The organism is Rhodanobacter sp. DHG33 (assembly GCF_014843005.1).
Taxonomy (GTDB): domain Bacteria; phylum Pseudomonadota; class Gammaproteobacteria; order Xanthomonadales; family Rhodanobacteraceae; genus Rhodanobacter_A.
Genome location: NZ_JACYXM010000004.1, coordinates 13,313 through 26,767, shown reverse-complemented (window position 1 = coordinate 26,767; position 13,455 = coordinate 13,313). Strand labels below are relative to the sequence as shown.

At 66.4% G+C, this 13,455-nt stretch carries 7 protein-coding genes; all 7 read right to left on the bottom strand.

Translation table 11 applies throughout. The features are described from left to right. Positions 1-323: 323 nt before the first annotated feature. The 7 genes from IHE46_RS07990 to IHE46_RS07960 all read right to left on the bottom strand — a co-directional run bounded on the left by IHE46_RS07990 (position 324) and on the right by IHE46_RS07960 (position 13,329). The gene (locus IHE46_RS07990) at positions 324-1,160 is read right to left on the bottom strand and encodes a sulfotransferase (RefSeq protein ID WP_192164118.1); all 837 of its coding nucleotides are present in this window, start codon (positions 1,158-1,160) and stop codon (positions 324-326) included. A gap of 51 nt (positions 1,161-1,211) precedes the next feature. Then, a complete protein-coding gene (locus tag IHE46_RS07985; RefSeq protein WP_192164117.1) occupies positions 1,212-2,225 on the bottom strand; it encodes a LacI family DNA-binding transcriptional regulator in 1,014 nt (337 codons plus the stop codon). A 16-nt stretch (positions 2,226-2,241) separates the two neighbouring features. Further along, positions 2,242-4,950 carry a sugar-binding domain-containing protein gene (locus IHE46_RS07980; protein WP_225562902.1) on the bottom strand — a complete coding sequence of 903 codons (2,709 nt, stop codon included), beginning with the start codon at positions 4,948-4,950 and terminating at the stop codon, positions 2,242-2,244. Positions 4,951-4,954: 4 nt separating this feature from the next. After that, entirely contained in the window at positions 4,955-6,343 is a 1,389-nt protein-coding gene (locus tag IHE46_RS07975; protein ID WP_192164116.1) for an APC family permease, read from the bottom strand. Positions 6,344-6,524: 181 nt separating this feature from the next. After that, on the bottom strand, positions 6,525-9,725 hold the full coding sequence (locus tag IHE46_RS07970) for a TonB-dependent receptor (protein ID WP_192164115.1): 3,201 nt from the start codon (positions 9,723-9,725) through the stop codon (positions 6,525-6,527). Between the two features lie 197 nt (positions 9,726-9,922). Further along, positions 9,923-12,289 (bottom strand): family 20 glycosylhydrolase, encoded by a 2,367-nt coding sequence (locus IHE46_RS07965; RefSeq protein WP_192164114.1) that lies wholly within the window; start codon positions 12,287-12,289, stop codon positions 9,923-9,925. Next, complete coding sequence (locus IHE46_RS07960) at positions 12,286-13,329, bottom strand: glucokinase (protein WP_343230004.1); 1,044 nt, start codon at positions 13,327-13,329, stop codon at positions 12,286-12,288. The genes IHE46_RS07965 and IHE46_RS07960 overlap by 4 nt, the downstream gene beginning before the upstream one ends. Positions 13,330-13,455 lie beyond the last annotated feature (126 nt).

Below are 13,455 nucleotides of genomic sequence, written 5' to 3'. Positions count from 1 at the left end.
GGGCCTGCGCACATCCCCCACATAGGAATGACGAGCAAAAAGCAATGCGAGGCGCGGCAAGGTTCGCTCCTCAGTTTTCAGATACGGCGCGGTGTGGCCGCTGTGCAGGACGTGTCGGCGGGAGTGGGTCCAATCTCCTCGACACAGCCTGCTCGTAGTTCCGGCGGATTGAACCAGGCCGTTTCTCTTGGTTACTTCTCTTTAGGCCAGTAAAGAGAAGTAACTCGGGCGCCGGCAGGCGACCGAAACCGCCTTGTAACTTGCGACAAAGCAGGTTCCCCCATACAAACGCGAGCAAGCGAACCCAAACCGCGAACAGCTCCCTACACGATGGGCACCTGGTTGACGTTGTTCTTCGGGTCCATCCAGAACGCCTCGTTCGCGAAGCGGCCGAAGATCTCGCGCGGCAGGACGGGCTGTCGTTCGACGGCCTCCACCTTCGGCCGCACAGAATGCAGCCCGGGCATGCCGACGCGGGCGTCGAATTCGTCCGCGTGGTATTCGATGCGCTCGAAGTCGTGCTCGAACCAGGGTTCGTCGAGGAAGCGGTAGACCGCACGCATCGCCGCGGCCGGGTCGCGCACCAGGTTCTCGTAGGTCAGCAACAAGAGATGGTCCTGCGCGTGCTGGCCGTAGAACGCGTCCTTGGTGGCCTGGTAGGCGAAGCCCACCATGCCGCGCGGATCGGTCAGGGCCTCGATGCGCGAATATACCGTGGTGTTGGTGTCGAAGCGGAACACCTTGCTGACGCTGACCGGCTGCCTGCGCACCAGCCGTTCCATGCTGTCCAGCACCCACGCCAGCTGGCGCACGCAGGCGATCACCTTCACGCCGGGGAACAGCGTGTCCAGCAACTGCATGCGGCTGCACCACAGCCGACTGGTGTCGAACACCACCCCGGCATTCGGCTGCACCGAATAGAAGTTCTCGACCAGGCCGCGCAGCAGCGCGACGCGCTGCTCGTCGGAAACGTCGAACGAGAAATCGTTCTTGCTGCTCGCTTCCGCCATCACCGCCCCCATGATGTCGGCCAGCGGGCTGGTCATGCCGGCGCGAAAGCGGGGGTTCTGGTTGAGGATGGCGGCCAGCAGTGTGGTGCCGGAGCGCGGCAGCCCGGAGATGAAATGGAATTTCCGCGGCGACTGGCTGGCGTCAGGCATGTAGGCATTCCCCTCGTGAGAGACAGTGTCGATGGCAGGATAGCGTCCGCTTCATGGCGTGGGCGCGGGCGCGGTCGAGGCACGTAGGCGCATTTCGTAGCCGACTTCGACCATCCTGGCCTCTCCCTTGCCCTGCACGCGCAGCAGGAGTTCCTCGGTGGCGAGCTTGCCCATCTCGCGCACCGGCTGGTGGACGGTGGTCAGCGGCGGCCATACCTGCGTCGCGATGGTGGTGTCGTCGAAGCCGCAGATGGAGATTTCGCCAGGCACCGGCACGCCGGCTTCGGCGGCGGCCCAGATCGCGCCGGTGGCCATGTCGTCGTCGGCGGCGAAGATGGCGGTGGGGCGCTGCTTCAGCGCCAGCAGTTGACGTGCGGCAGCCACACCCGACTCGAACGAGAACCGGCCCTGCACCATGTACGCCGGGTTTTCCTGCAGCCCGGCGCGCTTCATGCCGTCGCGGAAACCGGCCAGGCGCCAGACGCCGGCGCCGTGCTTGGGGTCGCCGATGATGTGGGCGATGCGGCGATGACCCAGCGACACCAGGTGCTCCACCATCGCGGCGGCGGCCTCGCGCTCGCGCAGTATCACGCCGATGCAGTCTTCCGGATGATGCGGCGCGATGGATGCGAACGGCAGGCCGTTCTGGCGCAGGTGCTCCAGCAACTGCGGATGGTCGGTGATCGGCGGCGTGAGGATCAGTCCGTCGGGCCGGTGCCGCGACAGGATGTCCTCGACGCGCTCGACGAGGTCCGGCGCCGTCGAGACCAGCGGCTGCACGATCATGCTGTAGTGCTGCGCCTCGCACGCCTCCAGTACGCCGGCCTGCACCTCCATGATGTAGCTGGGCGACAGGTTGTCGTACAGCAGGCCGATCATGAAGGAGCGGTTGGTGGCCAGGCTGCGTGCCGAGGTGAGCGGACGGTAGTTGAGCTCCGCCATGGCGGCCAGCACGCGGTCGCGCACGGTGTCGCGGACGTTGGGTTCGTTGTTGAGCACCCGCGACACGGTTTTTTTCGACGTGCCCGAGGCGTGGGCGACATCGTTGATGGTCACGCGCGACATGGGAGGATGTCCGTATTCAATGCCTGGTTTCCTGCATGGCGGCGGTAACGCTCCGGGTTGGAACGTTCCAGCCGCTCACTTCGACGACAGGGGCCGCGGTTGCCTGCGCAGCATAGCGTGCGGTCAGGACGATGGACTCGCCCGGCCACAGCGTGACGTCGTTGTCGTTCCACAGGATGGGGAGCGCGAGGTCGCCATGTGCGCCGTACCTGATCGACACGTGCTGGAACAGGGCCACGGCCTTGGAGGATGCGGGCACCGACAGGGTCACGGTGGTGACGTCCTCGTCGCCGTCGCGCTGCGTCGACGCATGGATCTCGCCCGTCGCGGCCGGCAGAGATTGCAGGGCGGTCAGGTCCGCGTACTGCGTGAGCGGCGTGAGGTACCAGTTCGAGTGCGTCCAATCGAGTTCGTCCTTCCGGGCGGAAAGCCAATAGACGTTGCGGCTGACCGGCTTGCCGTCGGAGGAAGCGAGGTCCAGCTCGACGAAATAGGTGCGCGACAGGTCGGCGACGGCCGGCAGCACCGTCAGTTGCCGCGTGCGGTTGCCGGCAACGTCGATGTCCTGCAGATGCTTCTCGTAGCGCACGCTGCCGTCCAGGTTGCGCACGCGGATGTCCGCCTGCAGGCCGTGCGCATCGTCCAGCGTGTGGTTCACCAGCACGATGGCGTTCGAGTCGTACGCATATTGGATGTGCAGCGGCTCGTTGGCCTTCTTTGCGCCGAAGTACGCGCCCGCCGGATTCATGTAGTAGTCGTACAGGTGCCAGTGCAGCGACGGCCAGGCGTTGTTGAGCATCCAGTAGATCACGCCGGTCGACGGCTTCGGCGCGTCCATGTGCGCGCTGAACGCCTCGAACTGCGCGCGCACGTTGTCGTAGTTGTCGAGCTGGGCCTTGGCGGCATAGTCGGCGAGGCTGGTGGGTGCGCCGTAGCGACGGGCCAGCGCGTTGTCGAACGGCGTCAGCACCGCGAACGGCGACCACGCGGCGGAGGCGTGGTACTGGCGCAGGTCCGGGTACTTCCACAGCGCTTCCTGTTCCTGCGGCGACAGCATGCGCTGCAGGTCCTCCAGCCGCGGGATGTCGGCGCCCGCGCTGACTTCGGAGTCGAAGCCGAACGCACCGCCCAGTTTGTTGGCATACCAGTACGCGGGAGGGATCCAGTCGTACGGACCGGCCATCTTCATGCCGGAAGGTCCGGTTTCGGCGGTCGCCTGGTCGGAAGCCGCCGAAACGACAGGCAGCGACCAGTCCGCCTCACGCAGCGTGGCTACGTACATCTTCGCGAGGGCTGGCGGTGGCGCGTTGTCGCTGCCGATCAGGAAGCCGATCACCGAGGGATGGTTGCGCAGCAGGCGCGCTTCACTGGCCATGGAATCCGTGGCCACTTTTTCGTCGGCGGCATCCCATGGTTTTCCGCCGGTCTTGGCCGCCGATTCCCATTTGTCGCAGCACTCCCAGCCGGCGAGGATCAGGATGCCGTCGCGGTCGGCGAGGTCGTAGAAGCGCTGGCTCTCCAGCTTGCCTTCGCTGCGGATGGTGTTGAGGCCCAGGTTGCGCACGTAGCTGAACTCGGCCGCCATGCGCGCGGGATCGTCGCGCAGGAACATGTCCGGCGCCCAGCCCGCGCCGCGGATCAGCACCGGTTTGCCGTTGACGAAGAACTGGCGATAGCCCTGTTTCGTGAGGCTGGAACTGACGCTGCGTATGCCGAAGGTCGCGGCGGCCTTGTCGGATGCCGCGCCATCGACCGTGGCGCTCAGATCGAGCCGGTACAGCGGATGGTCGCCCATGCCGATCGGCCACCAGATTTTCGGATGATCCAGGGCAAGGCCGGGGGTGGTCTTGGGCGAGAACGAAACCACCTGCGTCTGCCCGGGCGCGAGGTGGACGACTTGTTGCAGCGAAACGCCGGCCACCGTGCCGGCAATGGTCGCATCGTGCGCCACTGTGTCGAGGTTCTTCGCCTCCACCTTCACGGTGAGGTCGGCATGCGAGAGGTCGGGCAGCGGCAGCGACGAAACCACCTGCGGGTAGCTCAGTTCCACCGGCCCGGTCTGCACGATGTCCACGCCGCGCCACGGGCCCATGTTGTTGTCGGGCGGCGTGGGGTTCCAGTCCACCCAGCTCGTCGTCAGCGCCATCCGCGGGTCGGCCGGGTGCACGTCCAGGGCGAGGACGTTGGCGCCAGCTTGAACCCACTGCGTCACGTCGATTTCGTGCACGGGGTAGGCGCCGGCGATAGCAGTGCGGTCGGCCACCTGGTGCCCGTTCAGCCATACGTCGGCACTGGCGATGATGCCGTTGCTGCGCAGCAGGGTGTGCAGGCCTTTCGCGCCGGACGGCAGCACGAATTCGCTGCGATACCACCAAGGCGTCACGAACAGGCTCCCGCTGGAGTCCGGCACCTGCACCGCGCGCAGGTTGTCGCTGTGGAACACGTCCTTGTACGTGCCGTTTTCCAGCAGTCCGGCCATGACGGTGGCGCGGCCGCTGACCGGGTACCAGTCCTTGGTGATGAAGCCATGGGCGGAGATTTCCGCGCCGCCCTGCGGGGCTTTTGAGCTGTCCTGGATCTGCCAGTGGCCGATCGCTGCGCTGCTGCCGGCACCGCCGGCCATCTGCGTGGCGGCGTAGGTGACCTGGGCGTGTGCAGGCATGCCCGCTGCCGCCAGGGCCAGGGCGGCCATCGTGCCGAGTGCGTGCTTGATCGGTGTATGCATGGCATCAGTTCTCGTCGAGATAGGCTTCGCGTACTTCAACCGGCGCGAACGGCCACGACCGGTTGGCCCTGGCCCAGATCACGAACACCGCGATGCCCGCGAGTATCCACACGCCGGACAGGATCAGCGACGACGTGGACGCGGACACGTAGACGTAGATCCATCCCAGCAGGGCGACCACGCACGGCACCGGATAAAGCCATTGTTTGTACGGGCGCACGAGCTTCGGCTGGCGCCTGCGCAGCACCACCAGCGCGGCGATCTGCGCCACCGACTGCACGATGATGGTGGCCGCCAGCAGCATGTTGATGACCTCGGTGAGATCGAAAAACGTGCCGATGGCGGTAACCACGCCCATCGTGAGCAGCGCCACGTGCGGGAAGCCGTGCCTGGCGTGCAGGCGCCCGAACACGGACAGGAACACTTTCTCGTGCGCCGCCTGGAACGGCACGCGCGATCCGCCCAGCAGGCCGGTGAATACCGAGGCGAACGCGGTCACGATGATCAGCACGGTCATGACGGCCGCCGCCGCATGCCCCCAGCCGCGCTCCACCACCAGCGAAGCCACGGACTTGGACTGAGCGATTTCCTGCCACGGCGCCACGCCGAGCACGCTGATGTTGAGCGCGAGGTAGACGACCATCATCGCGATCACCGAGACGATGATGGAGCCGGGCATGGTGCGGCCCGGATTGCGCAGCTCGTCGCCGATGTAGGCGGTGGTGTTGTAGCCGAGGTAGTCGTAGATGCCGATGACCAGTCCCGCGCCCAGGCCCATGAAGAAGCGGCCGCCGAACAAGCCGGCCGGATAGGCGAAGGCGTAGCCTGCATGGAAGTGCGAGAAGCCGGCCGCCGCCACGCCGACGACGGACACCAGCATGATGATCCACAGCGCGATGGTGATCGCGCGCACCGATTCGATCCGCCGGTACAGCATCCAGGTGACCAGGGCGGTCGCCGCCAGGCCGATCAGGTGTACCGGCCACCAGCCGAGGTCCGGGAAGAAGAACTCCAGGTACTCCACCATGCCGATGATGCCGGTGGACATCAGCAGGGGAATCGCCAGCAGCATCGTCCAGATGAACAGGAAGGGCATCAGCTTGCCGGTGCGGTACTGGAACGCTTCGCGCAGGTAGACATAGGTGCCGCCGGAGCCCGGCATGGCCGCACCGAGCTCGGCCCAGACCAGGCCGTCGGCCATCGCCAGGATGGCGCCGGCGATCCAGCCGATCACCGCCTGCGGCCCGCCCATGGCGGCGACCATGATGGGGATGGTGATGAACGGCCCGATGCCGCACATCTGGGTCATGTTGATCGCGGTGCCCGAGAACAGGCCGATGGAGCGGTGGAAGCCGCTGTCGCGGGCGGGCGGGGGCGCGCTGGAATCCTGCATGGCTGCCTTGTCGTTGTCGGTTGCGGTGCGTGCGCCGATGAAGTGTGTCGCTTTTTTGCCGTCATTCCGGCCTGCGCCGGGACGACGAGCGGATTGTCGAGGACTCATCCCCGTTGGTGCGGGGATGAGTCCATCGCCAAGACCGCGGCAGCGAGGGGGACTGCCACGGTCACCGCCACGCTCACCACTGACCGCGTATGCCGAGCATGACCATGCGCTCGGAGAAGTTCGAGTGCGCGGGCTGGTCGGGCCACACGAGGTAGTAGTGCTGGTACTCGTTGGTGAGGTTGGTGCCGTCCAGGAAGATTTCGGCGTACTTGTTGAGCTTGTACGACACCGACGCGTCGAGGTACTTCTGCGGCGCCTCGTACATCTCCATGCCGGTGATGCCGCCTACCTGGTCCTGCACCGCGCGCCGCGAGCGGTAGTTGTAGGCGAGGCGTGCCTGGAAGCGGTCGTCCTGGTACCACAGGATGAAGTTCCCGGACTTGGTGGAGTTGTCCTGGAACGGAATCTTGGCGCCGGACAGATCCCTTTCGCCCGTGTTGCTGGGCGCGTAGGTGGCGTTCACCTCCATGCCCGTCTTGGACAGGATGCCCGGCAGGAAGGTGAAGCCCTGGCGGTAGTCGAATTCCGCACCATGGATGCTGTTGCCGGAACCTTGCACCGGTTCGTTGATCACGATGCAGTGGTCGCGCACCACGCCGTCCTCGTCCGGGTAGCCGCAGTTGGTCACGCTGCCGTTGTTGATGAAGCTCTCCATGTTGATGCGGAACAGCGCGAGGCTGACCATGCTGGTGGGATTGATGTAGTACTCCAGCGATGCACCGTAGTTGGTGGAGCGCCACGGGTTGAGGTTCGGGTTGCCGGTGGACTGGCCGTTGGAGACGCGGTAGATCGGTCCCTGCGGCGTTTCCATCAGCGAGTAGTTCAGCTGCAGGCCGCCGCCCCACTGGCTGAGGTCGAGCGGCATCATGTTCTTGGAGTAGGCCAGGCGGAACTTCAGGCTGTCGGTGATATCCAGCGAGAAGTTGGCCGACGGCAGCACGTCCTGGTAGCTGCGGTCGGTGATGGCCGTGCCGTTGGGGGCCGATACGTCGCCGTAGGCGCCGGGCGCGCCGACCAGGTGCTGGGTCACGTTGAGGTCGGTGTGGATCATGCGCACGCCGACGTTGCCGCTGTACGGCATGTCGCCGATGTTGCCGCTGAAATCTCCCTGCAGATAGCCGGTCAGCTCGCGCAGGCCCACGCCCCAGGTGGTGCTGGGATCGTCCGCGATGATGGTGTCGGGGTAGAGCGACTTCCAGTAGCCGATGGGGTTGATCATCGCGTTGGGGTTGACCGCCCAGTAGTTGATGCCGGAGCCGAGCAGGTTGGTGTATTCCTTCCAGTTGCTCGACAGCGGCGCCGCGGTGTTCGGCATCGAGATCGCGGACAGCGGCCCTGCGCGGTAGTAACCCTCTGCATTGCCCGCGGTGCACGAGCCGGTGTTCATCACCACGTCGGCGCCGACGTAGCGCACCAGGCAGCCGTTCGGATCGGTGGCGCCCATGCCGGCGTAGACCGGCGTTTCCAGTGTCCAGCCCACGTTGTTGGCGCTGCGGATGCTGTCGCGCAGGCCGAATTCGAGCTGGATGCCGTCCTGGAAATCGTACTTGCCGTCGAAGCGCAGCGCGTTGAGGCTCACCTGGCGGTCGTAGTCGCCGGAGGATTCGATGGTCTTCATCGTCCAGCCGGCGGGGTTGGCGAAATCATTGGCCAGCGCTTGCGGCATGCTGATGGTGAGGTAGTGCCCGCCGAAGTTCGCGATGATCGGCATGGTGTTCTGCGGCACGCCGTTGGCGTTGAACACGCGGTCGCCGCCCAGTTGCGACGGGTAGATCATGGTGGTGCCCGGCGTGGTGCTGCCGTCGTTCAGCACGTTGGGCCAGAGGCCGCCGTCGGAATCGGAGATGTTGAGGTCGGTTTCCACGTTCGACTGGAACGCCGTGTCGTGCACGCCGCGCAGGCCGAAGGTGAACGAGCCGCCGTTGTCGTAGTCCAGCTGCAGATTGAAGTTCTTCGCGTTGGAGCTTTTCTGCGTGATCTGCGAGAACGACTCCACGTCGCCCGGCCACTTCTCGTACACCTGCGTGGTGTACAGCTGCGAGCCTTCCCAGCCCGGCTCCGGCGTGCCGTAGGAGCCGAGCGCGGGGCTGCCGGTATTGCGCGACTGCAGCGGCACGTAGGTCGCGCCCTGCCAGTTGGTGGAGTTGAACTGGATGCCGACGTTGGTATCCCACTCGCGCTGCTGCGAGTAGAAGAAGTCGCTGGTCAGGCTGAAGCCGTTGCCGAGATCCGCCTGGAACGACATGTTGCCGGACTTGCGCTTGCGCTGGGTGATGGTGTCGTAGAGGCCGATGTTCTGGCTGCCCATGAACACGCCGTTGGATTTGCCGTCGCCGTTGACGTCCACGCTGCCGTCGGCGTTCTGGTGGATCTGCGACGGAATGGGCGCGCCGTTCCACGACGTCAGGAAGCCGCCATAGCCGCCCGCGCTGGTGGCGTTCTCGCCGTTCAGCACCACGCCGTACTGGTCGAGGCCCTCGGAGGAGTTCTCGCGAGTGGTGTTGGAGAAATCGGCGGAGATCAGCAGACCCCACTTGCCGTCGTCGTTGTACGAGATCAGGCCGTTGGCCTCGGGGCCCCAGCGGTCGGTGGTGCTGCCGCGTTCGCCGTTGGCGGAATAGCTGTAGGTGAAGCCGCTGGGAAGGTCCCAGGGGCGGTAGGTGTGCAGATCGATCGCGCCGCTGATGCCGCCGTCGGTCTCGTTGGCCGTGGTCGACTTGACCACGTCCACGCCGTGGAACAGCGTGGACGGCAGCATGGTGAAGTCGGGCTGCTGCGAGTCGATCTGGTCGGCCGTGATGAACACCTCGCCGTTCAGCATGGTGCCGACCTGCGGCAGGCCGCGCACGTCCACCGAGGTGCCCACGCCGGCGTCGCGGTTGATCTGCACGCCGGTCACGCGCTGCAGGGAGTCGGTGATGGTGGTGTCGGGCAGCGCGCCGATGTTTTCGGCGGTGATGCTGTCCTGGATGTCCGCCGCATCGCGCTTGATGTCGATCGCGCGCATCTGCGACGCGCGCACGCCGGAAACGTTCACGGTGGACAGCGTGACCGCGTTCTTGTCCGCGGCGGTGTTCTTGTTCTTGGCATCGGCCTTGTCGGTGCCGGGTGCCGGCGATGTCGCCGGCGCGTTCTGTGTCGTGCTGGTCTGCGTCGTCTGGCCGTCCGTTTGCGCGTCCGCGAACGGCGACGCCGCGGCCGACGTCGAGACGACGGCGAACAGCGAAACGGTGATGGCAAATGACAAGGGATGCTTGCGATGTACGGTGGACATGGGCCTTGACCTCGTTGTTGATGCCTGGCGAACCTCGGTTGCTCCGCGATGTTTCATTCAAAGCGTGTAGCTGGACGACACCTGCCGCAGGGCAGGCATCGCCGCGATGCGATGTCTCGATCTCCCGGGCCATGGCCTTGCGGGCCATGGCTTTCCCTCTCGTCTTCCCCGCGCGGGATGCGCATCCCGCGTACTGCCTATTTCGAAAACGTCATTCGTTCCAGCGCCCACTGGCCATCGCGCGGATCGCCGGTGGCAAAGACACACAGATCGCGGAGGCCGGCCCCCGCCGGCACCGCGAGCTCTGCTTCGAGACGCGTTTGCCCCGTCGCCTGCGCCGCGCGTTGCAGCGGCACGCTGGCAAGCAAGGGACCCATGCATGAGCCGGTGTGGATCTCGAACTCGCCCGCTGCGCTGGACTTGCGGCGCGCGACGGCGTCCTTCGCTTCGTCACCGAAGCGCCAGGCCATGCGTTCGACGACCAGGGCGACATGCCTGACGCCATCCAACCGTGCCCGCGGCCACAGCCAGCACGCATTGCCGATGTCGACGGCATAGACGGGCTTCGATCCCCCCGGCGAACGGCTGCCGTCCAGACGCGAGGCCGGTTGATGGGAGCATGTGGCGAGCGCGCTGCCGTCGCGGCCCAGCAGGGTCGTTTCATCCAGCGCCTGCATGCGTGGCGCGGCGAGTTCGAAACCGTCCGGTGCGAACGTCGCGGCCTGCAGGCTCGTCTTGGCCGGCAAAGTCAGTGGACGGGTGTAGGGCGCGGAGCGGTCGGTCGGGGCGGAGCCGTTCGTGGTGTAGCGGATCGTGCCGAAGTTCGCCTGGTTGGACAGTTCGATCCGGAACTTGCCGTCGGCCGCCGCTGCCACGCGGAAGGCGGGAGCGAATGCGCTGTCGGCATAGTCGATGCCGAGTGCGCGGTAGCGCGCCAGTTCGGCCGGCATGCGTCGCAGGAAACCATTCCAGTCATGCGCCCCCGCCGGTGACCATCCGAGTTCCGACAGCGCCGCGAGGCGCGGGAACACCGCATGCTGGTCGTGCGCGAACGTGGGCATCTGCTCGGTCCACAGGCCGCCCTGCACGCCGATGATGTGTTTCGCTTCGGCCGCGCTCGCACCGTTCGGAACGACGATGGTGTCGTAGGCCTGCCGCAACGTTGCTGCGGGCGGCGGTCCTGCCCATTCGTCGGGCAGGTCGGACTGGTAGTGGTCGAAATACAGCGATTCCTGTGGCGTCATCACCACGTCGTGGCCTTGGCGGATCGCTTGCAGCGCCACGCGTTCGTGGTTGTCGCCATGCCACGACATCACGACCTGCGAGGCCGGCAGCGTGGCGCCGGCAACCAGCTCGTCGTCCCAGCCGACCGGCGTGCGTCCGTGTTCGATGAGGTGTGCGGCGATCTCGTTGGTGAACCAGCCCTGCAGCTGGTCCATGTTCGCGAGGCCCAGCGTCTGCATCTGTGCGCGTACTTCGGGCGATGCGTTCCATTGCTGCTTGTCGGCTTCGTCGCCGCCGATCGAGATGTAGCGGGAAGGGAACAGGCGCATCACTTCATCGAGCACGTCGTCGACGAAACGCAAGGTTTTTTCGTTGGGATTGAGCAGCCACGGGCTGACGCCCCACTCGGTCCACACGGGCGGCCGCGTGCCGGTGACGCCCAGCCACGGATAAGCCGCGATGGCCGCCTGCGAATGGCCGGGCAGGTCGATTTCCGGCACCACGTCGACGTAGCGCTCGGCGGCGTAGCGCACGATGTCGCGCACTTCGGCTTCGGTGTAGTAGCCGCAGTAGGGCTTGTCGGGGGAACCGGTCAGCTCGCTGTCCAGCCCCACCGCCTTGCGGCATGCCCCGACTTTCACGAGTTCGGGATAGCGGGGGATGTCGAGCCGCCAGCCCTGGTCTTCGGTCACGTGCCAGAGCAGCACGTCGAGCTTGTTGAGCGACATCCAGTCGATCAGCTTCTTGATGTCGGACGCGCTCTGGTAGTGCCGTCCGGAATCGAGCAGCAGCGCGCGCCATGCGAAGCGCGGATGGTCGTCGATGGTGCCCTCGGCCACTTCTGCCGGTGCGCCGCTCTTCCAGCCCGGCGGAGTCAGCAGCTGCCATAGCGTGACGCTGCCGTAGAACGCGCCGCGCGCGGTGCGTGCGGTGATCACGATGCCGTGGCCATCCACCGCGATGCGATAGCCGGCGTCGCCTGCAACGTCAGCGTGCGGATCGACCTCGAATGTGATCGCGGTATGCGTACTGTCTGCAGCCGCCATGTGCAGGTGCAGGCCGCGGGTGCCGGCCAGCAACTGCAGGAAGCGTTGCGCGATGGATTGCACCTGCGCGGGTTCGGCGCCGTGCACCGCGACCTCGGCGCCATCCGCAATCTCGAGCGTGCCCGAAGCGGGGCGCACCCGTGCAGGCTGCGGCATCAGCGACCACGCAGCCTGCGCAGGTGCGGCGGGCGCTGCCGCTGCCGCCGTTGTTGCCCCTGTTGCAGTCGCGCCGCTTGCCGCCAGCCATGCGGCGGCCACGCTCCGGCAAAGCTTTGCTGGCGTGATGCGGCTCATGCGGCCATCCCATCGGCCATGGCTTCGCTCGACAGGACGCGCTGGAGATACCAGCGCGCCGCGCCCAGCACGCCGTGGTGGCCGTGTTCCGTCACCCATACCGGCACCTGCGACAGCAGGGCGTGCGCGCTGCGTCCGTGCAGGAAGCGCGCTTCGAAGGCGCTGTGCTTGAGCAGTGCGTACATCGACGACAGGAATCCGCCGGCCAGGTACACGCCGCCGGTGGCCATGAAGGCGAGCGCGAGGTTGCCGGCCACGCTGCCCAGCGATGCGCAGAAAATTTCCACGGCTTCCACGGCATGCGCGTCGCTGCGTGCGGCGGCTGCGGCGGTGACGGCTTCGGGCGTCGCCAGCTTCGGTATCTCGCCATCCAATGCGCACAGGGCCGTGTACGCGGTCAGCAGCCCCGGACCCGAGACGATGCGCTCGCACTCCACGTAGCCGCCGTCGGGCGCCAGGTGCGCGAGGATTTCGCGTTCGCGGACCGAGCTCGGTGCGAAGTCCATCTGGCCCGCTTCCGTGGTCAGCACGAAGCCGCCCGCGGGGCCCGGCACGTGCGCTGCTGCGCCAAGGCCGGTGCCCGGGCCGAGCACCAGGGTCGGCCCGCCGCCATGCGTGTCGGGTCCGCACAGGTGGCGGCCGCCACGCGAGAGCTCGCCATCGAGCGCATAGCCCAGCGCTTCGAAGTCGTTGAGCATGGCGACGTCGTCCAGCGCCAGCGCCTGGCGCAAGGGCGACAGGCGGATGGGCCAGGCCAGGTTGTCGTTCGCGACCTCGTCGCCCAGCAGTTGGCCCGCACAGGCCAGCACGCAGTGGCGCACCGGAACCTGGACCTCGGCATCGACGAAGGCCTGCAGCAGTTCCGGCACCCCCGGGTACTCCGCGCACACGAACTTGCGGTAGGCGAGCGTCTCGATACCCTGGCGCTCGCCGCGCGCGGCACGCACCAGCGCAACACGGGCGTGCGTGCCGCCGATGTCGGCAGCCAGAAACGGCGTCGTCGTTACCCCCGCCAGTCGATCCGAATGGTCGATTGCCACGTCCAGCGCGCTCCCCCGCAATGGATTCGCCATCAGCTTGAAACGTAATTGACACCGGTGTCAAGTCATGACGCAACATGGGCGGAATGGCCCTGGTGAAAGGGCGCTTCAACGCCTTGGGCCGTA